Below are 26,780 nucleotides of genomic sequence, written 5' to 3'. Positions count from 1 at the left end.
TTGCCAGCATCCTAAAATTTGCTACTCTGAGGATCCCTCGAAAAATGATGATAATAAGTGCGAGAAAGTTCCGCATAGCAATGCTCAGGAGACAAAATGGATATAATTTTTTATCACCCAACATTCGAAACAACCTGGTGGATTAATGCGCTGGCAAAAGCAATACCAGGCGCGAACGTCCGTGAGTGGAAAGCGGGTGATAATGCGCATGCTGACTATGCGCTGGTTTGGCATCCGCCGGTTGAAATGCTCGCGGGACGAAAATTAAAAGCCGTATTTGCACTGGGTGCTGGCGTCGATTCCATTCTCAGTAAGCTAAACGCTCACCCGGAAATGTTGGATACCTCGATCCCGCTTTTCCGTCTGGAAGATACGGGTATGGGCCTGCAAATGCAGGAATATGCGGTAAGTCAGGTGTTGCACTGGTTTCGTCGCTTTGATGATTACCAGGCGTTAAAAAATCAGGCGAAATGGCAACCATTGCCAGAGTATACCCGCGATGAGTTCACCATCGGGATCATGGGGGCCGGGGTCCTGGGTGCGAAAGTTGCCGAGAGTTTGCAGTCATGGGGGTTCCCGCTGCGCTGCTGGAGTCGTACGCGTAAATCCTGGCCTGGCGTGGAAAGCTTTGCCGGTACCGAAGAGCTGGGTGCGTTTTTGAGTCAAACTCGCGTGCTTATCAATCTTCTACCCAATACGGCAGAAACCGTGGGCATCATTAACGCTGGTTTACTTAGCCAGTTACAGGATGGCGCTTATGTGCTGAACCTGGCGCGTGGCGTTCATCTCAATGAAGACGATCTTCTGGCATCGCTGGACAGCGGCAAGGTGAAAGGCGCCATGCTGGATGTCTATAGCCGTGAACCGCTGCCGGAAACCAGCCCGCTATGGAAACATCCGCGAGTGGCGATGACACCGCACATCGCCGCCGTTACCCGTCCGGCGGAAGCGGTGGATTATATCTCCCGTACAATTTTCAATCTGGAAAGTGGCAAAGCCGTTACGGGTCAGGTCGATCGCGTACGGGGATACTAATGGAAACCCGGCAAGTGCCTGCCGGGTTTCCGCTAATAAATGGCGGCGATACCTGCTATCCTTGACGGAAAATGACTACAGGAGAGAGTTATGTATCCCGTTGACCTGCATATGCATACCGTCGCCAGCACCCACGCCTACAGCACCTTAAGTGATTACATCGCTGAAGCTCGTCGCAAAGGCATCAAGCTGTTTGCCATTACCGATCATGGACCGGACATGGCGGATGCGCCTCACCACTGGCACTTTATTAATATGCGCATTTGGCCTCGTGTCGTGGACGGCATAGGGATCCTGCGCGGAATTGAAGCGAATATTAAAAATATTGAAGGCGAAATTGACTGTTCAGGTCCGATGTTCACTTCCCTGGATCTGATTATCGCAGGCTTTCATGAGCCGGTTTTTGCGCCACACGATAAAGAGACGAATACGCAGGCGATGATAGCCACTATGGCCAGTGGCAACGTCCATATCATCAGCCACCCGGGTAACCCCAAATATCCCGTCGATATCACTGCGATTGCTCAGGCAGCGGCAAAATACCAGGTTGCGTTGGAAATCAACAACTCTTCGTTTTTGCATTCGCGTAAGGGCAGTGAGGACAATTGCCGCGCTGTTGCTGCGGCTGTGCGTGATGCCGGCGGCTGGGTCGCGTTAGGGTCAGATTCACATACCGCTTTCACCTTAGGAGATTTCGGTGAATGTCGTAAAATACTCGATGATGTGAATTTCCCGGAAGACCGAATTTTAAACGTTACGCCAAAGCGCTTGCTGACGTTTCTGGAATCGCGAGGCATGGAGCCGATCGCGGAATTTGCTGAACTGTAATTGTTACTAACTGGAATATATTAATGAACGAGTTTTCTATCCTGTGTCGTGTACTGGGCTCGCTGTTTTACCGCCAACCGCAGGACCCTTTACTGGTTCCTCTGTTTACCCTGATTAGCGAAGGTAAACTCTCCGCCAACTGGCCGCTGGAACAGGACGAACTGCTGGCTCGTCTACAGAAGAGCTGCGATATGCCTCAGTTGGCTGCGGATTATAACGCGTTATTTGTGGGAGACGATTGCGCGGTGCCGCCTTATCGCAGCGCCTGGGTAGAAGGGGCTAAAGAATCGGATGTGCGTGCATTCCTTTCTGCCCGGGGAATGCCGCTGGCAGATACGCCGGCAGATCATATTGGCACGCTGTTGCTGGCGGCTTCATGGCTTGAAGACCAGTCTGCGGAAGATGAAAGCGAAGCGCTTGAAACCTTGTTTGCAGACTACTTGTTACCCTGGTGCGGCACGTTTCTGGGCAAAGTTGAAGCGCATGCGAATACGCCATTCTGGCGTACTATTGCGCCCCTGACACGTGATGCGATTGGTGCGATGTGGGACGAATTACAGGAAGAGACAGACGAATAAATGTGATTTGAATCACGCTAAACTGCAACGCAATTTATCAACTTGCATAATTTGTGTGCGCGATCTCATTCCAATGCCGTTTTTCTGCTAAGATGCGCGGCATGAACATACTTCTCTCAATTGCAATCACAACGGGCATTCTCTCCGGGATCTGGGGATGGGTGGCCGTTTCTCTCGGTTTACTCAGCTGGGCTGGGTTTCTGGGCTGCACTGCCTACTTTGCCTGTCCGCAAGGTGGGCTGAAAGGGCTGTGGATCTCGGCGTGTACGCTGCTAAGCGGTGTGGTGTGGGCGTTGGTGATTATTAACGGCAGTGCGCTTGCCCCGCATATGGATATTGTCGGCTATGTCATGACGGGAATTGTCGCGTTTTTGATGTGTATTCAGGCAAAGCAATGGTTGCTTTCATTCGTGCCGGGCACGTTTATTGGGGCTTGTGCAACGTTTGCAGGGCAGGGGGACTGGCGACTGGTCGTGCCATCTTTGGCGCTGGGGCTGGTATTTGGCTATGCGATGAAAAATAGCGGCTTGTGGCTGGCGTCACGCCGTGAAAACAGGATATCGCCAACCCCGACCAGTAAATAAAACAAGCGTGAGGCTTCCCTCACGCTTTTTATTCTGTAACGACCCATCAGGATTCTGGCGGTACCGACATATGGCGGTATTTAACCAGGATGTCATTATCAACTTGTTTCTTATCCTGCAAATCCCACAACCCGCGATCTATTCCGTCATTAATCAGGAAGATAACGCCGGTTTCAATTGCTGACATCAGACAAAGCATAACCGGTTCGTTAGAGGTATAACCAATTTCACCCTCCAACAGACGCTGGTAGTCAATGAAGCGGAACACCCCTGCCTGCACTTCATAAGACAGAATGGTTTTGCTGGTATTCACCGATGAGAGGATCTCACCGGTACTGACGTTAACCACACGCAGGTTTACCGCTATCTGGTCAAGCTGGTATTGCGTATCGGCGCCTATACCGAAATAGCGTGCGCCGACACCACCTGATTTTACGTTGCTTTCATAACCAATAATGGACCCTTCCACCATGACGTTTGCGGCGGTCAGAGACTGGAGCGGGATCCGGTTGTTAATGGCAACCGTACCGTTTTCCTGAGCCGCACGAATGATTTTTCGTTCGTTAAGCAAGTTCTGTAACCCCTGACGTTCCAGCGGGACGAACCAACGAGAATCCTTCAATGCGGTGACGAGCATAGCCGTGGCGCTTTGCGGGACGGCGGTAGAGAAGTTACTTGCCGGGTAAGGCTTAAACTGGCCAGTCTCATCCTGAATGTTGTATACCGACACAAATATCTTACCTGTAGGCATGGGCAGATGCGTCAAATCTTTATAGCTTTGGGCTCGGGGCATTAATGTCGGCTTAGCGGCCTCTTGAGGCGGGGCGGTTAAGCATCCGCTGAGTAAAATTACTGCCACCATGATAAGTAAGCGCTGCATGATATTTTCCTTTCGTGGCTCTCATTTAGAAATCGGTTGACTGGTTTTGTAAACCTGACACTTCAATAGTCGAAGTTCTTCCCGTTTTCCTGTCAGTGACATTCAATTGCAGTTGCCCATCCCGGTTGGCGATATCAACGATAAAGTCACTGGTTACCATCCTCCCCGGCTTACCTGTATTGATATTGGTGAGTAAGCCGCCGAGTATTTGCGACTGAATTGCCTGGGTAAAGTTATCCAGTGCTGTTGGGGTTTCGATCCCGTAGTCGCCAGCGCTCGGATCTTTATATGAGTTTTGCGCCTGAGCGCTATTTAACAAAAAAGAGCCGTTGTTTGGATTACCACCAAAGTTAGGGTTGCGGAACTGGAACGTCATGTTTCCGGCCCAACTTAATGGCGAAATTAGCATGAGCAAAACCACTGCATGTTTGACACGCATGAAAGCCTCCGGACAAAATCATGTTTTAGAATTCATCACGCGCTAAATCGCTTGTGCTTAATAGTGTTTGATCTATTTGCCGGCGATTTAATGCTTCCTCAGTTTCTGCCAATGCGAAGACCACTATTTTGTCGAAGTCTCTTTTCGTCGGGAATAAAAAGGTCTGGAAGATAACGTCCTGATTAACCGTTATCGTAATCCAACTTCCCCAACGTGCACTGGGCCTTTCATTAATGGTTAAGTTTCCTGTGTACTTGCTTTCCCACTTGTCACTAAAGGCGCGATAAAAATCATGGCCAATGGAAGAGACAGTGTGGTCAGTTAACAGTCCGGGAACCTCCACCTCTACAGCCGCGTGTAGATTCCCGGCAGCAAAGAACAAATTTGCTGCCACAATCCAGTTCAAATAGCGTTTCATGGCTTTATCGCCTGAGGTTATCATTGGCCCACGAGACCGCCTGCGTACGATTTTTGACAGCTATCTTTTTGAAAAGATTATAAAGATGCGTTTTCACGGTATTTTCACTGATAAACAGCGAACGCGCGATTTCAATATTTGAGGCACCGATACGCAGTTTATTAAGGATCTCTTTTTCACGGTGAGTGAGTAGTGCCGACTCCGTGCTGTTATAACGGTAATTTCCGGAATGCGTGATCAGGTAGCTGGCGAGCTTTTGCGAAAAGTAGCATTCACCGCGCAACACACCTTGCAAGCCGCTGACTACACGTTGTTCATCTTCGGTTGCGTAAAATACACCATTGATATGCGGCCAGTTTTCAATATCCCGATAGGGATAATCATCAGGGGTATTCAACAATAAAGTCTTTATATTGTTGTTTTTTCTGCTTAAATTATCTTGCCAGTAATGGATCAGTTTTTTATCTGCCTCCATCATATCCATTAAAACAATACAGCCGGAGGAAATATCATCCAGAGAACGTTGAATATTATGTAGTTTTCCGGTTAACGCCAGTGATTGCTTTAAATGTTGTAATAACGCAGTTGCCTGCAGAGAAGGTTTAGTGATCAACAATAATGTATGACCATGAATACTATGGACTTCATTAAACATGATGAAACTCCACTTTTTAGTCGCACACCTGACAGCTGCCGCTACTAAAATAGAGGCACCAGAAGTACTGACAGATGTTGCACTGCTGTGTAGAAATAAAATATCGACCCAACGGGGTGAAAATATTAAAACAAATGGACTTCAACTGTTTTCAATCTAGCTATTACAAATCTTAAAGCAAGTGTTAAACATGTTACATAATGTAAATTTATATATTAAAATGTGATTTTTGGGTTTTAATTGAGTTTAGATTTGATAGTAAAGTTGTACATTTCAGCATTATTGCATAGATTTAAAAAATCATACAAATTATGTTATCGCATTGATATTAAACAAATAAATTTATGGTTTGTTAGTTTTACATTCCTAATGAATTCGGATTGTTTCGCCTGGATTTAAGTTGGACAATTTTAGATAGAAAAAAATGATGCTTGTCACGACTTGTACCTATGCCTATCGCAGCACTAAGCTGGGAGGCCCGGAAATCGCGGAAAATGCACTTTTTTGTTACTGCATAGAAATTCACTTGCAGGGTTAAAAAATAAATAGAACCTGTTGTCGCAGCCGTGTTTTTTACTGTTAATTAATACTTTGGTGTGAATCAGGATATAAAAATACCACTGGCGGGTGAGTTATTTAAAATGTTTCAACGGACATACTCTTCATCGTAACGTGACGTTAACAAATGTAAGTCATGTTAACAACAATTTGAGTGGTAACTAATTTAACTTCATGTACGACCAGGTCCAGGGTGACAACATGAAAAACAAGTTGTTATTTATGATGTTTACAATACTGGGTGTGCCTGGGATTGCATCCGCAACAAGTTATGATTTAGCTAATTCAGAATATAACTTTGCGGTAAATGAATTAAGTAAGTCTTCATTTAATCAGGCAGCCATTATTGGTCAGGTTGGCACTGCGAACAGTGCAAATACTCGTCAGGGGGGCTCGAAGCTATTGTCGGTCATTTCGCAAGAAGGTTCTGGTAACCGGGCGAAAACGGACCAGACGGGATCATATAACTTTGCATATATTGATCAGGTGGGTAGTTCCAATGACGCGAGTATTAAACAAGGTTCTTATGGTAATACAGCTGTAATTATCCAGAAAGGCTCTGGTAATAAAGCGAATATTACCCAGTATGGTACACAAAAAACAGCAGTTGTGGTGCAGAGACAGTCGCAAATGGCAATTCGCGTAACTCAACGCTAATCCATTATCGACGTTTAAATCAATCCGATGGGGGTTTACCATGAAACTTTTAAAAGTGGCAGCATTCGCAGCAATCGTCGTTTCTGGCAGTGCTCTGGCTGGTGTTGTTCCGCAATGGGGCGGTAATCATCATGGCGGCGGTAGCAACTATGGCCCAGACTCTTCGTTGAGTATCTACCAATATGGTTCAAACAACGCTGCGAATGCTCTGCAAAGCGATGCGCGTAAATCAGATGTCACCATCACCCAACATGGGCGTGGTAATGGCGCGGTCGTAGGCCAGGGGGCTGATGACAGTACTATTAGCCTGAAACAGACTGGCTTCCAGAACAATGCCACCATCGATCAGTGGAATGCAAAAAATGCTGATATTAGTGTGACCCAGTTCGGTGGCCGCAATGGCGCGCTGGTTAATCAGACTGCTTCTGACTCCAATGTGCTGATTCAGCAAGTTGGTTTTGGCAACAATGCAACAGCTAACCAACACTAATTCAGTTTTCTGACTGATAATAAACAGGGCGTGAGCCCTGTTTTTTTTTCGGGAGAATATGATGCATACATTATTACTCATTGCCGCGCTGACAAATCAAATAACATTCAATACGACCCAACAAGGCGATATGTACACCATTATTCCTCAGGTGACGTTAGCCCAACCCTGCGTTTGTGAGGTCCAGGTCCTTGCCGTTCGTAAGGGGGAGGGAGGACAAAGCCAATCGCAGCAGAAAACAAGCCTTTCGGTCCCCGCTAATCGGCCGATTGAACTAACCAAACTGAGCTTTAATATTTCACCGGGGGATTCGGTCAAAATTATCGTTACCGTTTCGGACGGGCAGTCTCTGCATTTGTCACAACAATGGCCTGACTCAACCAGTCAGCCATAATTTTTGCTGTATTTGCATTAAGGGTGTGGCTGGGAATGCGGCGCTGTTCTATGAATATAGAAACGTACAGCGTTTTTATTTGATCGTAACTCGCAGTGGTGAAGGATCATTCAGATCCCTCAAGGATGACTAATCATTGAGGAACCCTTATGTGCACATTTTTTAAACGTATTTTTAGCGCCAGTTTATGTACGTTATCTCTTTTCACTTTTCCCATAATGGCCCAACAGATCTCGCCCGGCGGCGTTATCCATTTTCGCGGCGCAATAGTTGAAGCGCCCTGCGACGTTAACACCCAACAACAACAGGTCGAATTGTCTTGTATGCGCAATGGCACCACCCGTAATAGTCTCTATAATCATCAACAGGTCACGGCTGCCCCTCAGAATGTGCAGCAAATTGCTACTGTGAAAATGCATTACCTCAATGAACAGAAAAACATGGCGATCCTTAACATTGAATATAAATGAACCATTCTGGCTTAGACATGCAAACTTGTGGTTAAAAAGTGAGATTTCAAGGAAATCCCTGCTGTACACTTGATGAATCGTGTTTTGTCAGGGGGAATTTATGCATTCACGCGTGCATGTGTTACACGGCGATATTACGACGATCGCTGTTGATGTGATCGTCAACGCGGCGAATTCATCGCTACTGGGAGGTGGTGGTGTTGATGGTGCAATCCATCGCGCCGCCGGACCCGCATTGCTGGAGGCCTGCAAACAGGTTATCCAGCAACAGGGAGAATGCCCGACCGGGCATGCCGTTATCACGCTGGCGGGGGCGCTTCCGGCAAAAGCGGTCATTCATACCGTAGGACCTGTCTGGCAAGGTGGAGGGCATCATGAGGCTGAACGTCTTGAAGACGCTTATCTGAACTCGCTGCAATTGGCCTTGGCCAATGGGTATCAATCCATTGCTTTTCCGGCGATCAGTACCGGAGTCTACGGGTATCCCCGCGCCGCAGCGGCAGAAATAGCGGTAAATACGGTGTTAAAATTTATTACCCGTCGTACGCTTCCCGATCAAATATACTTTGTTTGTTTTGACGAAGAAAACGCTCAACTCTACAAGAGACTACTTTCCCGGCAAGGTGACAAGAACACGGACTGATATGACACGACTTGAGCGGGCCATCACGCCACTTTGTGCTAACCACCCAGGAGATTGTGGCATTCTTACGTTGGATGACAGCCTGGATGCCTTTGCTGCTCGCTATCGACTAACAGAAATGGCGGAACGTACACTGGATGTGCAGTACTACATCTGGGAGAACGACATGTCCGGTCTGTTGCTGTTTTCAGTTCTGTTGGCGGCGGCGAAACGTGGAGTGAAGGTTCGCTTGCTGTTGGATGACAACAACACGCCGGGTCTTGATGACACGCTGCGGCTGTTGGATAGCCATCCTAATATAGAAATTCGTCTGTTTAATCCCTTTTCCTTTCGCATCCTGCGCGCCCTGGGCTATTTGACCGATTTTGCCCGGCTAAATCGGCGAATGCACAATAAAAGTTATACCGCTGACGGCGTGGTGACCATCGTGGGTGGGCGTAATATTGGTGATGCCTATTTTGGGGCGGGTGAGCAACCGTTGTTTTCCGATCTGGACGTCATGGCTATTGGTCCCGTTGTCAAAGATGTTGCGGATGATTTTGAGCGTTACTGGCACTGCCGCTCTGTTTCAACGTTACAAAACGTACTTGAGATGTCGGAGTCAGATTCTTCGCAGCGTATCGAGCTGCCTGAATCCTGGTATAACGATGATATTACTCGTCGCTATCTGCATAAGCTGGAAACCAGCCAGTTTATGACCAGCCTCGATCAGCAGTCGCTGCCGCTGATTTGGGCGAAAACGCGTTTGCTGAGTGATGATCCTGTCAAAGGTGAAGGGAAAGCGCCGCGCCATTCGTTATTACCGCAGCGTTTGTTTGATGTGATGGGGTCGCCGGGCGAACGCATTGATATTATTTCCGCCTACTTTGTGCCGACTCGGGCTGGGGTGGCGCAGCTGTTGAGAATGGTAAGGAAAGGCGTCAAGATTGCGATTTTAACCAATTCGCTGGCGGCAAATGATGTGGCTATCGTTCATGCGGGCTATGCGCGATGGCGAAAAAAACTGCTGCGCTACGGGGTAGAATTATACGAACTTAAACCTACCCGCGAACGCGTTTCGGTGGTCCACGATCGCGGATTAACCGGTAATTCAGGTTCCAGCCTGCATGCTAAAACCTTCAGTATTGACGGTCGAAAAGTATTTATCGGCTCGCTTAATTTTGATCCCCGTTCAACGCTGCTTAATACGGAAATGGGGTTTGTGATTGAGAGTGAAGTGCTGGCTGAAGTGATCCATAAACGTTTTATGCAGAGCCAGCGTGACATGGCCTGGCAACTGCGCCTCGACCGCTGGGGCAGAATTAATTGGGTGGATCGCGTTTCCGGCAGCGAACAGGTACTAAAAAAAGAACCCGCCACAGGATTCTGGAAGCGGGTTCTGGTGAAGCTTGCGTCGGTGTTACCCATTGAGTGGCTGCTCTGAACCACGCAATGAGAGAAAAATTAACCAGCGACAGCTTTATTTTTATCTTGCTTAACGGCCGGTTTACCCGAAAAGAGAAACTTCAGCACCGGTATGCGCAAATGGAGTTCGTACAGTATCACCGCAATCCCCACCACAAACAGCAGGCCGCACAAAAAGCCCAGTAGATTCGATGAGATATGCGGTGTGATATACGCGCCAAAAAACAGCGTCAAAGGGTGGTGCACTAAATAGATAAACAGTGACGCGTTGACAAAATAGGTCACGCGGGCCGACTGGAAATTCAGCAAACGGTGGCCAAGCGAAAAGACGACGTTCACCATCCACAGTCCCATGACCATGGTGATGACATATTCGGTTTCATACATCCAGGCATCGCCATTGCCATAACGTTGATTGAGCAGGTAAGCGACAAACGCCAATGCGGCGCCTATCGTGCAGCCACGCGATGACCTGGTAAACAGCGCTTTCAGATTAGGGTTGATAAACGCCAGCGCGCCGAGCATAAAGAAAGGTATATAGAACAGCGTTTGCATAACAATAAAATTAAACATGCCATCGCTGAGAATTGAAGGGTAGAGGATGAAAATCGTCCTTCTGACGGCGGCATAACCGACACCCAATAAAATAAAAATCAGCGTTAATTTGGTCATCGACACAGCAGAGGGGTTAGCACCTTCGCTACGCATCGTCTTATTTTTCATCTGGGTAAATACCCACATGCTTACGGTCGTTAAAACCACCAGAACCAGTAAAAACCACAGATGGGAAATAAGCTCCCATGCCAGCGTGTTGTACTTTTCGTACCCGCTGAGAGTATGCCAGCTGTCTGCTTTGCCCTTCACGTATTGCAGCATGATAAATTGCGGCAGCGTAAGCAATGGAATCGCCGTCAGCATCGGGATTCCCACGCGTTCGACACGCACCTTCCACCACCGCTTTAGCGGATAGCGCAAAAATAACATGTACGAAAAGTAACCCGAAATAACAAAGAAAACCTGCATGCGAAATGCATGGATAAAATCGTTAAAAAGGGTCAACCACCATGACGGCTCTGCGCTGTTCACATGCCATGTATGAGTGGAGTAGATCAAAGAAATATGGAAGGGGATCCCTAACAACATTAGCCAGGCACGGATGGAGTCAAGAAAATATTCACGTGGTGGTGATACAGGGCTCATAGACAGTTACGTATTCTCAGACTTTTCGTCTTATCCCTAAGACGAATAATGGTTACATTCGAGGCCAACCCTACACGAAGTCCAACAACCTGTCTCCAGGATAAGCACGCAAAGTGAAAACAGCAGACAAAGCTGCTTAAAGCATGAGCCAGCGCGCGAACAATACAGGGATTCAGTTGTCGGAATACCCGATTATCCATTAAAATGGATCGGATCAATATAAGCACACAAAGGGGGAAGTGCTTACTAATTATGAAACATAAACTACAAATGATGAAAATGCGTTGGTTGGGTGCAGCAGTCATGTTAACGCTGTACACATCATCAAGCTGGGCGTTCAGCATTGATGATGTTGCAAAACAAGCTCAATCCTTAGCCGGTAAAGGCTATGAGGCGCCAAAAAGTAACTTGCCCTCCGTTTTCCGCGACATGAAATATGCGGATTATCAGCAGATCCAGTTTAATCGCGATAAAGCCTACTGGAGCAATCTCAAGACCCCATTTAAGCTCGAATTCTACCACCAGGGTATGTACTTCGACACGCCGGTCAAAATCAACGAAGTTACCGCAACTGCGGTGAAAAGAATCAAATATAGCCCGGATTACTTTAATTTTGGCGATGTTCAGCATGATAAAGACACGGTAAAAGATCTCGGTTTCGCCGGGTTCAAAGTGCTGTATCCGATCAACAGCAAAGATAAAAACGATGAAATCGTCAGCATGCTCGGGGCCAGCTATTTCCGCGTTCTCGGCGCAGGCCAGGTCTACGGTCTGTCTGCGCGCGGTCTCGCGATCGATACCGCTCTCCCTTCTGGTGAAGAATTTCCCCGCTTCCGTGAGTTTTGGATCGAACGTCCGAAACCGACTGACAAACGTTTAACCATATACGCCTTGCTGGACTCTCCGCGCGCAACCGGAGCGTATCGCTTTGTCATTATTCCGGGTCGCGACACGGTTGTTGATGTTCAGTCCAAAGTTTACCTGCGCGACAAAGTGGGCAAGCTGGGCGTGGCGCCATTAACCAGTATGTTCCTGTTCGGCCCAAATCAGCCTTCTCCGGCAACGAATTATCGTCCGGAACTGCATGACTCTAATGGTTTGTCTATCCACGCTGGCAACGGCGAATGGATTTGGCGGCCGCTGAACAACCCGAAACATCTCGCGGTGAGCAGCTTTGCCATGGAAAACCCGCAAGGTTTCGGTCTGTTGCAGCGTGGCCGTCAGTTCTCGCGTTTTGAAGATATTGACGATCGTTACGACCTGCGTCCAAGCGCCTGGATCACGCCAAAAGGTGACTGGGGCAAAGGTAAGATTGAGTTAGTTGAAATTCCGACTAACGATGAAACGAACGATAACATCGTTGCGTACTGGACGCCGGATCAACTGCCTGAAGCGGGCAAAGAGATGAACTTCAAGTACTCCCTGACGTTCACGCGTGATGAAGACAAGCTTCATGCGCCGGAAAATGCCTGGGTACAACAGACTCGTCGTTCTACGGGTGATGTTAAACAATCCAATCTGATTCGTCAGCCAGACGGTACTATCGCGTTTGTGGTGGATTTTACCGGCGCAGACATGAAAAAGCTGCCACAGGATACCCCGGTTACCGCACAAACCAGCATTGGCGACAACGGCGAGATCGTTGAAAACACCGTGCGTTACAACCCGGTCACTAAAGGTTGGCGTTTGATGCTGCGCGTGAAGGTGAAAGACGTGAAGAAAACCACTGAAATGCGAGCAGCCCTGGTCAATGCCGATCAGACGTTGAGTGAAACCTGGAGCTACCAGTTACCTGCCAATGAATAAGACTACTGAGTATATTGACGCAATGCCGCTTTCGGATATCGAAAAAGCGGCTCTGCCGAAAACTGACATCCGCGCCGTTCATCAGGCGCTGGATGCCGAGCATCGTACTTACTCGCGCGAAGATGATTCACCGCAGGGTTCTGTGAAAGCTCGTCTTGAGCAAGCATGGCCAGATTCTCTGGCGAAAGAGCAGTTAGTTAAAGACGATGAAGGACGCGATCAGCTTCAGGCAATGCCTAAAGCAACGCGTACCTCAATGTTCCCCGATCCCTGGCGTACCAACCCGGTTGGTCGTTTTTGGGATCGTCTGCGTGGACGTGATGTGACTCCGCGTTATCTTTCGCGTTTGACGAAAGAAGAACAAGAGAGCGAGCAAAAGTGGCGTACCGTTGGCACAATCCGCCGCTATACGCTGTTGATCTTAACGCTGGCGCAAACGGTGGTAGCAACCTGGTATATGAAGACGATCCTTCCGTATCAGGGTTGGGCATTCATAAATCCGGTCGACATGATGGGGCAGGACCTGTGGGTCTCCTTTATGCAATTGCTGCCCTATATGCTACAGACCGGGATCCTGATTTTGTTTGCCGTGCTTTTCTGTTGGGTCTCTGCAGGGTTCTGGACTGCGCTGATGGGCTTCCTGCAACTGCTGATTGGGCGAGATAAGTACAGTATCTCCGCCTCAACGGTCGGGGACGAACCACTGAATCCTGAACACCGCACCGCACTGATTATGCCTATCTGTAACGAGGACGTTGACCGCGTATTCGCGGGGCTGCGCGCCACGTGGGAGTCAGTTAAAGCCACGGGCAACGCCGAGCATTTTGATGTTTACATCCTGAGCGACAGCTACAATCCTGATATCTGCGTAGCGGAACAAAAAGCGTGGATGGAACTGATTGCCGAAGTGCAGGGCGAAGGGCAGATTTTCTACCGTCGTCGTCGTCGTCGTGTGAAGCGCAAAAGCGGCAACATCGATGACTTCTGCCGCCGCTGGGGGAATCAGTACAGCTATATGGTGGTGCTGGATGCTGACTCCGTGATGAGCGGCGACTGTCTGAGCGGTCTGGTTCGTCTGATGGAAGCGAATCCTAACGCCGGGATTATCCAGTCTTCACCGAAGGCTTCCGGTATGGATACGCTGTATGCGCGTTGCCAGCAGTTCGCGACCCGTGTTTATGGCCCGTTGTTTACCGCCGGGCTTCACTTCTGGCAGTTGGGTGAATCGCACTACTGGGGGCATAACGCCATCATTCGCGTGAAGCCGTTTATTGAGCACTGTGCGCTTGCGCCGTTACCTGGCGAAGGCTCATTTGCAGGTTCGATCCTCTCCCATGACTTCGTGGAAGCGGCATTAATGCGCCGTGCCGGCTGGGGCGTGTGGATCGCTTACGATCTGCCGGGTTCTTATGAAGAGCTGCCGCCAAACCTGTTGGATGAGCTCAAGCGTGACCGTCGCTGGTGTCATGGCAACCTGATGAACTTCCGTCTGTTCCTGGTTAAGGGGATGCATCCGGTTCACCGCGCGGTGTTCCTGACCGGCGTTATGTCCTATCTGTCAGCGCCGTTGTGGTTCATGTTCCTCGCGTTGTCTACCGCATTGCAGGTAGTCCATGCGTTGACGGAGCCGCAGTACTTCCTGCAACCGCGGCAGCTATTCCCGGTCTGGCCGCAGTGGCGTCCTGAACTGGCGATCGCGCTGTTTGCTTCCACCATGGTGCTGCTGTTCCTGCCGAAGCTGCTGAGTATTTTGCTTATCTGGTGTAAAGGGACGAAAGAGTACGGCGGATTTATTCGCGTCACGCTGTCGTTGCTGCTGGAGGTTCTGTTCTCCGTGCTGCTGGCGCCGGTGCGTATGCTGTTCCATACCGTTTTCGTGGTGAGCGCATTCCTCGGTTGGGAAGTGGTGTGGAATTCGCCGCAGCGTGATGACGATTCCACCCCGTGGGGGGAAGCGTTTATGCGTCACGGTTCTCAGCTCTTGCTGGGGCTGGTGTGGGCTGTGGGTATGGCCTGGCTGGATCTGCGTTTTCTGTTCTGGCTGGCGCCGATTGTCTTCTCGCTGATCCTCTCGCCGTTTGTTTCCGTAATTTCCAGTCGTTCTACGGTTGGGTTACGAACCAAACGCTGGAAGCTGTTCCTGATCCCGGAAGAGTACTCTCCGCCGCAGGTGCTGGTGGATACAGATACCTATCTGGTAATGAACCGTAATCGTACGCTGGACGACGGTTTTATGCATGCGGTGTTTAACCCGTCGTTTAACGCGCTGGCTACGGCAATGGCGACTGCTCGCCACCGTGTGAGTAACGTACTTGAGATTGCACGCGACCGTCATGTGGAGCAGGCGCTGAACGAAACGCCGGAGAAACTGAATCGCGATCGTCGCCTTGTGCTGTTAAGCGATCCGGTGACCATGGCGCGTTTGCATTATCGCGTCTGGAATTCACCTGATAAGTATTCTTCGTGGGTGAATTACTATCAGGGCCTGACCCTGAATCCGTTAGCGCTCAGGAAAAAATAAGCGTTCTGTAATGTGAAAATACCGGCCTGGTGCCGGTATTTTTTTATACTGAATAAAAAGAGTCATGGGGTACCAGATGCGAATAGTGGCAGTGGCGATAATGGTCTTGTTGCTGAGCGGATGCGGCAGCATCATTAGCCGGACCATCCCAGGACAAGGGCATGGCAACCAATACTATCCGGGCATACAGTGGGATGTCCGGGATTCCGCATGGCGCTACGTCACCATCCTCGACCTGCCGTTTTCGCTGGTGTTTGATACGCTGTTGTTACCGCTCGACATTCACCATGGGCCTTACGAGTAGTTATCGTTCATCCCATTCATCAGCTGCGGTCTGACCCTCTTCGGTATCAAGGGGAGGCTCCAGCTGAAATTCACCTTCGTCCCATTCGTGAAGCGTGTTTTCTTCCTGCCACTCCTGACGAATTTCAATCTCATCATAATCACCATCAAAAACGCTTTGCGCCGCTTCACCGCTTAGCATTGGCAGACATTCGCCATCGACATCATCCTCATCGGCAAAGAATTCTGCTTGCCACATAATGTCGCCATCCTGTAGCACGTATTTTTGTACGCTTAGCTGCTGAACACTGGCATCGTCAGCCTCCAGACCTGGGTTATCTGCCAGAAACACTTCACGAGCAGCATCAATAGCCTCTTCCAGCGTGGCATAAAAATACATGTCATTCTTTGCCATAATCTTCTCCTAAGGTGAACAATAAATGGTGATGATTCAATCTATAGACCTCGATCCGCGGAGCGTCAAACCCATTGACTGCAGAGCTAACCTAAATGAATGCCAGCCGTTGGTAGCGACGACAGGGTTTTATGATGACGTCTTCGATTGGTATGGAAAAATTTACAATGCGAGATACTGAAGTTGGCGTAATGGACGACCGCGAATTTGAGAAAAAAAGGTAATGTGTGTGGTTAGCAGTGGCGTAATGAAAATCAAATAAATAAACGATACTGTTATATAAATGAATCTTCAGATTTAATACGTATTTACTCGTGTTTTTGCTTGCGGTAATGCCCATTGTACTGATGAGGGGATGTCTAACCTTATTAAAATAAAGGAAAAAATATTTATTAATGTGAAAAAATCACAGAGGTAATTATTGAGAGATACTGAACTCAAGAGCCGGAAAGGTAATGACTAAGTATCCGCTATGTGCAACATCTGTTAATGGCGTGAGGCGTTTTAAAAAAGGACACATAATAATAGATGATTAATACCAGGTGTTATAAATGGATAAAAAATCATTAAATAATAAATGAATAAATATCACTGAAGTTGTACGGCTATATAGATTGCAAATGCTTATGCTTTATTATATAAAATGCCAACTCAAGAATACTCCTAAGGATGTTATGGAAAACAGTAATTCAAATAACAGGAAGTTGATGGCGTTCTATATAACTTGCTTAATCAGCTATATTCTTGGTGGGTTATGTCTTACGCAGTTTAAATTAACAATACAAAGTGTTCCGCAAACAATATATTTGATTATAATAGTAGGTTTATTCTTTTTATATGGAATTATTTTCCTGTTTATGTTGTTTCAGTATTTATGCAGAAAAGATCTAACATGTCTCATAGTCTTAGGTATGGCTTTTCTTAGCAATAATATTTTCTTTGTGGAAACTATCTATATCGTTCAGGATTTAATCAATGATCACACTTCGATAGAAAAAAGAACTAACGATATCGCTATATTCTATTATTTTCGCCAGCTGAGTTTTATTGCTTTATTATTTGTATCCTTGAAATCTTATAAAGCATCTTCGACAATCCTTGAAACCAAAGAAAGAGAACCATGCTATATAGCGGTAGCATTTTTGATCATGTTGGCTATCGCTGTCCTGGCACATAGCCTGGCCAGTTATAACCCGGGCATGACCCTTGAGATTACGAGCTTAAAATCCGACAACATAACCGTACACTGGCATATTGGCTACATTTACTCTCTGATTGTTGCCTGGGGATTGGTTCTACTCTATTTGGTCATTAAAACCAAAACGCATAACATCTTATGGAAAAGTATCGGCTTACTGTGTTGCTCAGGAATATTAACCAATGTGCTGCTATTAAGTTTAGATGAATATAGTATGTATATTTGGTATATCAGCAGAGGGATTGAGGTGATCAGTACCCTTTGTATAATATCGATCTTAATGTATAACACTTTTATCATTCTAAAAAAAGAAACGGATTCGGCTATCAAAGATGCCATGACCAAAATATACAACCGGAAACTGTTCTATAGATCGTTAAAAGCATCGCTAGCGAAAGGCGTGGTTTGCGTAATGGTTTTGGATATCGACAAATTTAAACGCATTAACGATACCTATGGGCATCAGGAGGGGGATCGGGTAATCATTAGTATTGTTGATATAATCAACAAGTCAGTTAGAGATTCGGATATCTTTGCGCGCATCGGCGGCGAGGAGTTTGCGATTCTTCTTAAGTGCAAGGATAAAGATGAAGCTATTGTCGTTGCAGAACGAATCAGAAGAAATGTTGAGCATGGAACGACTATACCCAATGCATATGATTTAAAAGAAAAGATGACGATCAGCATCGGTGTATATTGTACTAAAGTTGATGATGACTCAGCGGATAAAGTTGTTTCTTATGCGGATGCTGCGCTGTATGACGCCAAAAACTCTGGCAGAAATAAGGTGTGTTACTACTATCATTAAAAGTAAAATGAATACTGCCTGAAAACGCAAAGTTTACTCTTCGGATTCAGGCAATATAGACAAATTATCCAGCGAGCTCGGCACTCCGGCGACGGCGCAGACTATTCCACGAGTAGATCGCGTTAAACAGTACAACCCCCGCGGTCACGCAGAAGACCGCGCGAAAGCCGTAGTTGGCGGATATTGCCGCCCCCATTAATGGTCCCGTTACGTTGCCGATGTCGCGAAATGACTGGTTATAACTGAAAATACGCCCGGCTATTTGGTTGGTTGAGTTATAAACCAGCAGCGTTTGCACCGCCGGGAGCAGAGCGCCGTCGGCAGCACCCAATAAAAAACGCAGAACGCCCAATTGCCAGGGAGTTTGTACAAATGACATCGGGATCAGCAGTAGCACGGAAATAATCAGCGCGACGATTAGAATCTTCTCCGGGCCAATCCGGTCACCGAGTTTGCCAAGCCTTGGGGCACTGATTAACGCCGCTACGCCGGGTACGGAGGCAATCATCCCACTAATGAACGCGATATTACTGACGTTCCCGGCTAACTCCCGCACGTATAACGTCAGGATTGGCGCAATAGAACCGGTCGCCACCTGAATGATTAAGGTAGTGACAAACAGGCTCAGCACCAGTTTGGGGTTTTTTAACGAGGCCACGACTTCGCGTATGTGCAGCATCTCTTTCTTGCTTACCGGCTGAAAACGCTCGCGGATAAAAAATAGCGTCAGGATAAAACAGACCAGCAGTACGCTGGCGGTAATGAAGAACACGGGACGCAATCCATAATGGTCCGCGAGTAGTCCACCTGCCAGCGGCCCTAGCAGTGCGCCGCTGACACCGCCGGTAGAGAGCGTTCCCAGCGCCCAGCCGCTTTTATTGCGTGGAACCTGGGTGGCGATCAACGCATTGGCGTTGGGAATGAAACCGCCGAGCAGACCGAGCAGCGCGCGCAGAACCAGGAACTGCCAGATATTTTGCGCCAGGCCCATCAGTAGCATCACAATAGCCATACCCAACGCGGAACGCAGCAGCATGATTTTTCGCCCTTTGCGGTCGGCAAGGCCACCCCAAAAAGGGGAGGCGATGGCTGAAAACAAAAAGGTGATGCTGAAGACCAGACCTGACCACATGTTCAGGGCGCTATGCCCCGTGACGCCGAGACTCTCGACGTACAAGGGTAAAAAGGGCATGACCAGGCTAAATGCTGCGCCGGTTAAAAAACAACCTATCCAGGCAACGGTGAGGTTGCGTTTCCAGTTTATGGGGGCATCTGAGGGTGACATAACGATCCGCAGTGTGATGCGCTGTATGCGCTATCGATTGAATATAAGTAAGCAGACTAATTATGCGCCCGGTTGATAGTTGCTGCAATGCGGATAGCAGTTAAACCTAAAGCGAGTCAGGAGAGGGTTGCAGCCCACTGGACTGCAACCGGGTTTTAGTACAGGGAAGGGGCGCCTTCAGGACGGGTCTTGAAGCGACGATGCAGCCACATATATTGTTCTGGGGCCATCATGATGCATTGCTCAACGATCTTATTCATCCATGCAGCCGTGGTCTCCGCGTCGTCTAACGGCGGTGAACATTCTGGCGGCAGCATAATCAATTGATACCCTTTCCCGTCGGGCTTACGACGAGGAACAAATGGCACCAGGCACGCATTCGACATGCGTGAAAGCATCCAGGTCCCGGAGGTCGTGGCGGCCTGTTCAACGGCAAACAGCGGCACAAACACGCTGGCGCGAGGACCGTAGTCATGATCCGGCGCGTACCAGACCACTTCGCCTTTTTTCAACGCTTTAATCATTCCTTTCAGGTCTTTACGATCAAGCATTGATTTATTAGAGCGCATGCGTCCCCAGGTCTGTAACCAGTCGAGCAGCGGATTGTCATTAGGACGATACACACCGATACCAGGCTCCTGCAGACCAAACTGACGCGCACCCAGTTCCAGGGTCAGAAAGTGCAGACCGACTAACAGGATCCCCCGCTTTTGCGCCTGAACGTCACGGATATGTTCCATCCCGATCACTTCTGTCCAGCGTGAAATGCGCTTATCGGACCAAAACCAGGCCATCCCGGTTTCCATTACGCCCATGCCGACGGACTCGAAGTTCCTGACGACCATCTGCTGGCGTTCCTGCTCACTCATCTGCGGGAAGCACAGCTCCAGATTACGTGAAACGATTTTTGCCCGGCGTTTCATCAAACGTAACGCCAGACGACCTAATGCACAGCCCAACTTATAAAGTACCGGGTAGGGCAACTGTACGATTAACCAAAGGATGCCAATACCCAGCCAGGTTAACCAATAACGTGGATGCAGTAGCGCAGCCGAAAACTTGGGTAAATTCGTCATGTCTATCCTGTCTTCAAACGACCAATTCCCTGTATTGTCGCATTTTTTCGCGCGTATCAAAAATTTGTGACGGGAGAACGGTGATTAAATCGGCAATTGTTGTTGCGTTTTTATCGTGAAGTAAGAAATGTAGCGTAAAATGTGTGGATGTAAATTGGCGATGTTTGCTTTATGATGCCGCCGATTTTCATTTACTCCCTATTTGCAGGATACGTACACCATGCCAGTGTTACACAACCGCATTTCGAACGACGCGCTCAAAGCCAAAATGCTGGCCGAGACTGAGCCGCGCACGACGATCTCGTTTTATAAATATTTCACCATCGATGACCCGCAACATACGCGTGATGCGTTGTACCAACTGTTCACTGCGCTGAATGTGTTCGGGCGTGTATATCTTGCCCATGAAGGCATTAACGCGCAAATCAGCGTGCCGCAAAGCAACGTGGATGCATTCCGCCAACAGCTGTATGCATTCAATCCCGCACTGGATGGATTACGTCTTAATATCGCCCTGGACGATGACGGAAAATCATTCTGGGTGCTACGCATGAAAGTTCGCGAACGTATTGTGGCGGATGGTATTGATGATCCTGACTTTAACGCCAGCGACGTGGGTGATTACCTGAAGGCGGCAGAAGTGAACGCCATGTTGGACGATCCTGAGGCGGTATTCATTGATATGCGCAACCACTATGAATATGAGGTGGGGCATTTCGAGAATGCGCTGGAGATCCCGGCAGACACATTCCGTGACCAGTTGCCGAAAGCGGTTGAAATGATGCAGGCGCATAAAGATAAAAAAATAGTTATGTACTGCACGGGCGGGATCCGCTGTGAGAAGGCCAGCGCCTGGATGAAACACAACGGATTTAGCAAAGTCTGGCACATTGAGGGGGGGATTATTGAATATGCCCGCAAGGCGCGTGAACAGGGGCTTCCGGTACGTTTCATCGGCAAAAATTTCGTTTTTGATGAGCGTATGGGCGAAAGGATCTCTGAAGATGTTATCGCGCATTGTCATCAGTGCGGAACCGCATGCGACAGCCACACTAATTGTAAAAATGATGGCTGCCATCTGCTGTTTATTCAGTGCCCGGCTTGCGCGCAGAAGTATAAAGGCTGCTGTAGTGAGCTGTGTTGCGAAGAGAGTGAGTTGCCGGAAGAAGAGCAACGACGTCGTCGCGCCGGGCGTGAAAATGGCAACAAAATCTTTAATAAATCCCGCGGTCGTCTGAATACCAAACTGGGTATTCCGGATCCCGCGCAATAAAAATGTTGCCGGATGATGGCTATCGCCTCATCCGGCAACATTTATGCGTTACTTCTGCTGCACACCTTCCACTGAGATAATTAAATCGACTTCCTGTGAAGCAGGGCCGAGGTCGGTGGTGATATTGAAGTCTTTGAGTTTAATCTTACCTTGCGCTTCAAAACCGGCGCGCGTACCACCCCATGGATCGCCACCCTGACCGATCAACTTCGCGTCCAGCGTCACTGGTTTGGTGACGCCATTCAGGGTCAGGTTACCGGTGATATCGAGGTCGTTCCCCTCTTTTTTCACGCTGGTGGAGCTAAAAGTCGCCTGCGGGAATTTGGCCACGTTAAGGAAATCCGCGCTACGCAGATGCTTATCGCGTTCGGCGTGGTTGGTGTCAACACTGTTGGTGTTGATGGTGACGTTAACCTTATCGGCTGCAGGATTTTTTTCATCAAAGGTGAACGTACCGTCGAAATCTTTAAAGGTGCCGTACAGCCAGCTGTAACCCAGATGCTGAATACGGAAATTAACAAAGGCATGCTGTCCCTCTTTGTCAATTTTGTAATCTGCCGCCATAGCCGATCCGGTCGTGAATAACAGAGAGGCGAGTGTCAATCCCAGCAGGTTTTTTTTCATTTTAAGCTCCATAGTCAGATGACGATTTTCCCAACATGCGATTCAGGGTATCGTCGTTATCGATAAAGTGATGTTTCAGGGCCATAAGCCCATGAAGAAGCGATAAAACCACCACGGTCCATGCCAGCCACAGGTGCAGGCTGCCGGCAAGGTCGGCCTGAGCGCCCGCGTTGGCAAGGGTGGCGGGAATATCAAACCAACCAAATACGCTTATCGCTTTGCCATCTGCGGTCGAGATCAGATAACCGCTGATAACAATCGAAAAGAGCAGGGCGTAGAGCGCAAGGTGACCCATTGCCGCTGCGATGCGGGTTAAGCGGGAATAGCTTGTCAGCGCAACTGGGGGAGGGGAGAACAACCGCCAGACAACGCGAATGACCAGTCCCATCATGAGCAGGATCCCGATGCTTTTATGCAGTTCAGGGGCCTGGTGATACCAGCCATCGTAATAACTGAGCGTGACCATCCATAAACCCAACGCAAACATGCCATATACAGCAATCGCCATCAGCCAGTGCAATGCGACAGACACCACGCCATAGCGCTGTGGACTATTAGTGAATTGCATAAGTACACCGTTAGATATTTCAGGAGTAAATGAAAATGGCGCGTAAAAGACATTAATGCAACTAATAAATAACAATGATGATGATATTTATTTTCATATTCAATAAAATTGATTGAATATTGATGTCATCATCAAGGTATTAGAGAGAATGAGCAAAAGGTGGGCATCATTACACGGTGTTGATAGGGTTTTCTTATTCAGTTTATTGCAATGAAATTTAAGTAAATATCAGTTTTTGTCAATTAGTGTCAGTGCGATCTGGTCAGAAAAACATAATATATATCACATCCATAATTGCCAGCAGCGACCATAAAATAATGTAGAGCATAAGATGCTCACGAATATTATTAACCAGATAGTGAAAGATGCGCCGCATCGATGTTATTCCTGTCATTAAAAATGGCCTCACCACGAGGCCATTAATCATTATCGCGTAAAGCGACTCAGCCTGAATGGCGTCAGGTCAAAGGCTGGCGGTTTGTCCTGCGCAAAGTCCGCGGCTATTTCCCCCAGTACGGAGGCAAACTTAAAGCCATGCCCGCTCAGTCCGGTGATGATCAGGGTATTGTCATGTTCAGGTAGCGTATCAATGATAAAGTCTTCATCCGGCGAATTATCGTAAGTGCAGGATGCACCGTGCAGACAACAGCCAATGCCGGGCAGAACTGTACGCAGGAATGGGAAAGCTTCGGAGCCATCGCTGGCTACATCGGCAAACGGCTTGCGCTCTTCGGCTGCGTGAATTACCTGTCCGCCGTTGTGCTTACCAATTTTTAGTTCGTCGTTTTCTGCCGGAAAACCGTAGTACTGATCGCCATTTGGCAACTCGCCGGTAAAGGCCGGGAAGTTATTTTTAACGCTATAGCGGCCATCGGCTTGATACCATGCGAACACTTTGCGCACTGGCTGTATCGGCAGTTCCGGTACTAATGCCTGTACCCATGTCCCGGCGCTGACCAGGGCTTTTTTGGCGTGGTAGTCACCGTCGGCGGTTTCTACTGTGACGCCATCTTCACTATGATGAATAGCCGTGACCGGGCATTTAAACAGCTGTGCGCAGCCAGCTTCATCAGCCAGACGAATCCAGGTTTTAATCGCTAACTCACTACGCAAAAAGCCCGACTCAGCTTCAAACAGACCAATATAATTTTCAGGTACGCGAATCTCGGGCCAGCGAGCCATGATGGCGGCGGCATCAAGATGTTCGACGTTGAGTTGCCACTGTTTCGCGCTTTGCGCTGCGGTAGCTAAGAAAGTTGAATCTGCCGGGCCCAGATTGATAACCCCGGTGCGTACAAAAATCGGTTCTTCATTTTGAGTGGAAAGTTCATCCCACAATGTCTGCGCGCGCAGCACCAGCGGAACGTATTTCTCACCTTCGCCATAAGCATGACGAATTAATCGTGTGTCGCCGTGGTGGCTGCCCTGTTGATGTGGTGGCATATGCGCATCGATCATCAGAACGTTCAGACCGGCGCGAGTGGCATAGTATCCGGCTGCGGCACCCACGGAACCGCTGCCAATAATGATTAAGTCGTATTTCATCCGCTTCTCTCTGCAATCGCGATAGTAGCAGGGTAAATAACTGACCTGGAATATTCAACCGGGAAATAAGAAAGGCACCGTTAAGGTGCCTTTTGATGGTTGGATGTATCAGATTTAATGGCGCTGATACTCATTTACCTGGTAATCGCCGGATTCAATTTTGGCGATTCCTGCTTCTAATATCGAAATAAATTGCCTGGCAACATCGGTGGTTAACCAGAGCGTTTGACCAACTTCAGTCCCATCCGGGTCCGGTCGATTCGGGGTCTGGTAGTGCAAACGCAGCATCAGCGCGTCGTAGCTATCAACGGTGCTGATGTCCCATCCTACAAGCGGATGAGTCTGAATGACTTCATTATTCTTTTCCATCATGCCCCCTAATTCGTGTTACTAGACAACGGTTTTCGAGGTTCAATGCATTTTTTTTCTGAAGCAACTTCAGTATATCAATAAATAAGGGTATTCATTGAAAATTTAAAGAGGGCAGCGCATAAATTTATAGTTTTCAGCGTTATCTGACTAATAAAGCAACATGTCATTCATTTTTTTTTAGCAAGTTGCACAATTATTTTGTTGTTTTGGTTAAAAGATAACCAGGAAATTAATATTAAATTAAATGGCCGCCAGGGGGAGTCTGCATTTTTTTAAAACTGCGTGTAAAAAAAAGCCGGGGCGACCCGGCAAACAAACATCACTGCATATCATTATTTATTCATTGATAAACCAGTCATCCGCGCTTTCCCAGGTCTCCTGCAAGATCTCGCTGATGCGTTCTTTGTCCTCTTTGGTCGCGCCAATTACCGACAGATTGTTAGCTCCGGCATAACGGACGGTAACGTTACCCTCGTTATCCGGAAAATGATGATGAATACGGCGGGAGAGTTCACCTGCCAATGCGTCAATCGCACCGGCAGGCAAAGGTGAAGTTTTGGCAATAGTGACTTCAATACGCATAATAGCCCCCTGTTGAATATACTGTTTATTTATACAGTTATTCAGATCGGTTGGCTACACTTTTTTTTAGCTTTTTACTGACCAGCGTACCGTTTCGCCACCCAGGAAAGGCACCAGCGTGTCATCTGTCAGCGTAATGCTCTCCGGGACATGGTACTCCACGCGTTCAAGCTCAATAAAAGTCTCATTCACCGGCAGACCATAGAATTGCGGACCATTGAGTGAGCAGAAGGCTTCAAAATGGCTCAGTGCATTCATCTCTTCAAATACGGTGGCATAGCTGCCCAGCGCGGTCGGGGCGTTAAAACACCCGGCACAGCCGCAACTGGATTCTTTGCGATGACGGGCATGCGGCGCTGAGTCGGTACCAAGGAATGCACGGCTAAATCCGCTGGCGACCAGCTCACGTAGCGCCTGTTGGTGGACGTTACGTTTAAGGATTGGCAGACAATACAGGTGCGGACGAATGCCGCCGACCAGCATGTGGTTGCGGTTAAACATCAAATGTTGTGGCGTAATGGTGGCGGCGAGAAGCTCGTTACCATCCCGCACATATTCGGCAGCATCTTTAGTGGTGATATGTTCAAACACGACTTTCAGCGCAGTCAACCGCTGACGCAGCGGTTCCATCACCGTCTCAATAAAGCGTGCTTCGCGATCGAAAATATCGATATCCGCATGCGTCACTTCACCATGCACCAATAGCGGCATACCCAATTTTTCCATCCGTTCCAGCACAGGCATGATGGCTTCAATAGAGGTTACGCCATGCGTTGAGTTGGTGGTGGCATTCGCCGGGTAGAGTTTCGCGGCGGTAAACACACCTTCGTTGAAACCTCGCTCCAGCTCATTGGGATCCAATGTATCCGTTAAATAACAGGTCATTAAGGGCGTGAAGTCGTGTCCGGCAGGTACCGCATCAAGAATGCGTTGGCGATAAGCGATAGCTGCATCAACTGTGGTGACGGGCGGTGCCAGGTTCGGCATGACAATGGCGCGGCCGTAAATTTCGCTGGTATAGGGCACGACAGTTTTTAACATGTCGCCATCGCGAAAGTGAAGATGCCAGTCGTCTGGGCGGCGGATCTTTAAAACCTGGGATGGTGCAGTCATCAATATGCTCCGGCTGAGGATTGTCTTTTTTGCCGGAAACAAAGGATAAGCGGAAACGTTTTCGTTTGCACGAAAAAAA

At 48.3% G+C, this 26,780-nt stretch carries 30 protein-coding genes; 15 read left to right on the top strand and 15 right to left on the bottom strand.

The window, feature by feature from the left end; translation table 11 throughout:
- Positions 1–96 precede the first annotated feature (96 nt).
- From ghrA to M4I31_RS14475, 4 genes are all read left to right on the top strand, one after another.
- Positions 97–1,035, top strand: a complete 939-nt coding sequence (ghrA, locus tag M4I31_RS14490) for a glyoxylate/hydroxypyruvate reductase GhrA (protein ID WP_085048539.1) — start codon at positions 97–99, stop codon at positions 1,033–1,035.
- Positions 1,036–1,125: 90 nt separating this feature from the next.
- Positions 1,126–1,863 carry a phosphatase gene (locus M4I31_RS14485; RefSeq protein ID WP_038639608.1) on the top strand — a complete coding sequence of 246 codons (738 nt, stop codon included), beginning with the start codon at positions 1,126–1,128 and terminating at the stop codon, positions 1,861–1,863.
- Positions 1,864–1,886: 23 nt separating this feature from the next.
- A complete protein-coding gene (locus tag M4I31_RS14480) occupies positions 1,887–2,441 on the top strand; it encodes a molecular chaperone (protein WP_085048538.1) in 555 nt (184 codons plus the stop codon).
- Between the two features lie 101 nt (positions 2,442–2,542).
- Positions 2,543–3,025, top strand: coding sequence for a DUF1097 domain-containing protein (locus M4I31_RS14475; RefSeq protein ID WP_038639615.1), 483 nt, complete (start codon positions 2,543–2,545; stop codon positions 3,023–3,025).
- A 46-nt stretch (positions 3,026–3,071) separates the two neighbouring features.
- On the opposite strand, the gene csgG is transcribed toward M4I31_RS14475, so the two are convergent.
- The 4 genes from csgG to csgD are packed head-to-tail and all read right to left on the bottom strand — an operon-like array spanning position 3,072 to position 5,417.
- Positions 3,072–3,905 (bottom strand): curli production assembly/transport protein CsgG, encoded by an 834-nt coding sequence (gene csgG / locus M4I31_RS14470; protein ID WP_003036082.1) that lies wholly within the window; start codon positions 3,903–3,905, stop codon positions 3,072–3,074.
- Between the two features lie 25 nt (positions 3,906–3,930).
- The gene (gene csgF, locus M4I31_RS14465) at positions 3,931–4,344 is read right to left on the bottom strand and encodes a curli production assembly/transport protein CsgF (protein ID WP_016152599.1); all 414 of its coding nucleotides are present in this window, start codon (positions 4,342–4,344) and stop codon (positions 3,931–3,933) included.
- A 25-nt stretch (positions 4,345–4,369) separates the two neighbouring features.
- On the bottom strand, positions 4,370–4,762 hold the full coding sequence (csgE, locus tag M4I31_RS14460; RefSeq protein ID WP_038639617.1) for a curli production assembly/transport protein CsgE: 393 nt from the start codon (positions 4,760–4,762) through the stop codon (positions 4,370–4,372).
- Between the two features lie 4 nt (positions 4,763–4,766).
- Positions 4,767–5,417, bottom strand: a complete 651-nt coding sequence (gene csgD / locus M4I31_RS14455) for a biofilm master transcriptional regulator CsgD (protein WP_069323303.1) — start codon at positions 5,415–5,417, stop codon at positions 4,767–4,769.
- A 759-nt stretch (positions 5,418–6,176) separates the two neighbouring features.
- Between csgD and csgB the strand changes: the two genes are divergently transcribed.
- The 6 genes from csgB to M4I31_RS14425 all read left to right on the top strand — a co-directional run bounded on the left by csgB (position 6,177) and on the right by M4I31_RS14425 (position 10,052).
- Complete coding sequence (csgB, locus tag M4I31_RS14450; RefSeq protein WP_032939898.1) at positions 6,177–6,632, top strand: curli minor subunit CsgB; 456 nt, start codon at positions 6,177–6,179, stop codon at positions 6,630–6,632.
- 40 nt (positions 6,633–6,672) lie between these two features.
- The gene (csgA, locus tag M4I31_RS14445; RefSeq protein ID WP_006685125.1) at positions 6,673–7,122 is read left to right on the top strand and encodes a curli major subunit CsgA; all 450 of its coding nucleotides are present in this window, start codon (positions 6,673–6,675) and stop codon (positions 7,120–7,122) included.
- A gap of 61 nt (positions 7,123–7,183) precedes the next feature.
- Positions 7,184–7,516 carry a curli assembly chaperone CsgC gene (gene csgC / locus M4I31_RS14440; protein WP_038639625.1) on the top strand — a complete coding sequence of 111 codons (333 nt, stop codon included), beginning with the start codon at positions 7,184–7,186 and terminating at the stop codon, positions 7,514–7,516.
- A 149-nt stretch (positions 7,517–7,665) separates the two neighbouring features.
- Positions 7,666–7,986, top strand: a complete 321-nt coding sequence (locus tag M4I31_RS14435) for a type 1 fimbrial protein (RefSeq protein WP_085048537.1) — start codon at positions 7,666–7,668, stop codon at positions 7,984–7,986.
- Between the two features lie 100 nt (positions 7,987–8,086).
- A complete protein-coding gene (gene ymdB, locus M4I31_RS14430) occupies positions 8,087–8,629 on the top strand; it encodes an O-acetyl-ADP-ribose deacetylase (RefSeq protein ID WP_038639630.1) in 543 nt (180 codons plus the stop codon).
- Entirely contained in the window at positions 8,562–10,052 is a 1,491-nt protein-coding gene (locus M4I31_RS14425) for a phospholipase D family protein (protein WP_369711276.1), read from the top strand. Before ymdB ends, M4I31_RS14425 begins: the two co-directional genes overlap by 68 nt.
- Positions 10,053–10,072: 20 nt before the next feature.
- Here the strand turns inward: M4I31_RS14425 and mdoC are convergent, their stop codons facing one another.
- Complete coding sequence (gene mdoC / locus M4I31_RS14420) at positions 10,073–11,233, bottom strand: glucans biosynthesis protein MdoC (protein ID WP_069323306.1); 1,161 nt, start codon at positions 11,231–11,233, stop codon at positions 10,073–10,075.
- A 270-nt stretch (positions 11,234–11,503) separates the two neighbouring features.
- Between mdoC and mdoG the strand changes: the two genes are divergently transcribed.
- From mdoG to M4I31_RS14405, 3 genes are all read left to right on the top strand, one after another.
- Positions 11,504–13,039 (top strand): glucans biosynthesis protein MdoG, encoded by a 1,536-nt coding sequence (gene mdoG, locus M4I31_RS14415; RefSeq protein ID WP_087857802.1) that lies wholly within the window; start codon positions 11,504–11,506, stop codon positions 13,037–13,039.
- Entirely contained in the window at positions 13,032–15,560 is a 2,529-nt protein-coding gene (gene mdoH / locus M4I31_RS14410) for a glucans biosynthesis glucosyltransferase MdoH (RefSeq protein WP_038639642.1), read from the top strand. Before mdoG ends, mdoH begins: the two co-directional genes overlap by 8 nt.
- Before the next feature lie 76 nt (positions 15,561–15,636).
- The gene (locus tag M4I31_RS14405; protein WP_085048535.1) at positions 15,637–15,864 is read left to right on the top strand and encodes a YceK/YidQ family lipoprotein; all 228 of its coding nucleotides are present in this window, start codon (positions 15,637–15,639) and stop codon (positions 15,862–15,864) included.
- On the opposite strand, the gene M4I31_RS14400 is transcribed toward M4I31_RS14405, so the two are convergent.
- On the bottom strand, positions 15,865–16,242 hold the full coding sequence (locus tag M4I31_RS14400; RefSeq protein ID WP_038643106.1) for a MysB family protein: 378 nt from the start codon (positions 16,240–16,242) through the stop codon (positions 15,865–15,867).
- Between the two features lie 689 nt (positions 16,243–16,931).
- Here M4I31_RS14400 and M4I31_RS14395 point away from each other — a divergent pair.
- Positions 16,932–18,263, top strand: a complete 1,332-nt coding sequence (locus tag M4I31_RS14395) for a sensor domain-containing diguanylate cyclase (RefSeq protein WP_069323363.1) — start codon at positions 16,932–16,934, stop codon at positions 18,261–18,263.
- A 64-nt stretch (positions 18,264–18,327) separates the two neighbouring features.
- Here M4I31_RS14395 and mdtG read toward each other — a convergent pair whose 3' ends face one another.
- Both mdtG and M4I31_RS14385 read right to left on the bottom strand, forming a co-directional pair.
- Positions 18,328–19,548 (bottom strand): multidrug efflux MFS transporter MdtG, encoded by a 1,221-nt coding sequence (mdtG, locus tag M4I31_RS14390; RefSeq protein WP_038639648.1) that lies wholly within the window; start codon positions 19,546–19,548, stop codon positions 18,328–18,330.
- A 155-nt stretch (positions 19,549–19,703) separates the two neighbouring features.
- Positions 19,704–20,624, bottom strand: a complete 921-nt coding sequence (locus M4I31_RS14385; RefSeq protein ID WP_038639653.1) for a Kdo(2)-lipid IV(A) acyltransferase — start codon at positions 20,622–20,624, stop codon at positions 19,704–19,706.
- 220 nt (positions 20,625–20,844) lie between these two features.
- On the opposite strand from M4I31_RS14385, the gene M4I31_RS14380 reads away from it, so the two are divergent.
- Positions 20,845–21,897: a rhodanese-related sulfurtransferase gene (locus M4I31_RS14380; protein ID WP_085048534.1), complete on the top strand. Its 1,053-nt coding sequence runs from the start codon at positions 20,845–20,847 to the stop codon at positions 21,895–21,897.
- 48 nt (positions 21,898–21,945) lie between these two features.
- On the opposite strand, the gene M4I31_RS14375 is transcribed toward M4I31_RS14380, so the two are convergent.
- The 7 genes from M4I31_RS14375 to pyrC all read right to left on the bottom strand — a co-directional run bounded on the left by M4I31_RS14375 (position 21,946) and on the right by pyrC (position 26,701).
- Entirely contained in the window at positions 21,946–22,521 is a 576-nt protein-coding gene (locus M4I31_RS14375; protein ID WP_038639660.1) for a YceI family protein, read from the bottom strand.
- 1 nt (position 22,522) lies between these two features.
- Positions 22,523–23,089 (bottom strand): cytochrome b, encoded by a 567-nt coding sequence (locus M4I31_RS14370; RefSeq protein ID WP_069323308.1) that lies wholly within the window; start codon positions 23,087–23,089, stop codon positions 22,523–22,525.
- 262 nt (positions 23,090–23,351) lie between these two features.
- A complete protein-coding gene (locus tag M4I31_RS14365; RefSeq protein WP_003036148.1) occupies positions 23,352–23,465 on the bottom strand; it encodes a YceO family protein in 114 nt (37 codons plus the stop codon).
- A gap of 50 nt (positions 23,466–23,515) precedes the next feature.
- Positions 23,516–24,634: an N-methyl-L-tryptophan oxidase gene (gene solA / locus M4I31_RS14360; RefSeq protein WP_085048533.1), complete on the bottom strand. Its 1,119-nt coding sequence runs from the start codon at positions 24,632–24,634 to the stop codon at positions 23,516–23,518.
- 114 nt (positions 24,635–24,748) lie between these two features.
- Positions 24,749–25,003, bottom strand: a complete 255-nt coding sequence (bssS, locus tag M4I31_RS14355) for a biofilm formation regulator BssS (RefSeq protein ID WP_003036154.1) — start codon at positions 25,001–25,003, stop codon at positions 24,749–24,751.
- A gap of 339 nt (positions 25,004–25,342) precedes the next feature.
- Positions 25,343–25,588, bottom strand: a complete 246-nt coding sequence (dinI, locus tag M4I31_RS14350; protein ID WP_006685106.1) for a DNA damage-inducible protein I — start codon at positions 25,586–25,588, stop codon at positions 25,343–25,345.
- A gap of 66 nt (positions 25,589–25,654) precedes the next feature.
- Positions 25,655–26,701 (bottom strand): dihydroorotase, encoded by a 1,047-nt coding sequence (gene pyrC / locus M4I31_RS14345; protein WP_085048532.1) that lies wholly within the window; start codon positions 26,699–26,701, stop codon positions 25,655–25,657.
- Between the last annotated feature and the right edge of the window lie 79 nt (positions 26,702–26,780).

Origin of the sequence: Citrobacter sp. XT1-2-2 (assembly GCF_023516235.1) — a bacterium.
Lineage (GTDB): Bacteria > Pseudomonadota > Gammaproteobacteria > Enterobacterales > Enterobacteriaceae > Citrobacter > Citrobacter werkmanii.
The sequence above is the reverse complement of the archived record's forward strand: the minus strand, read 5'-3'. Positions and strand labels throughout refer to the sequence as shown.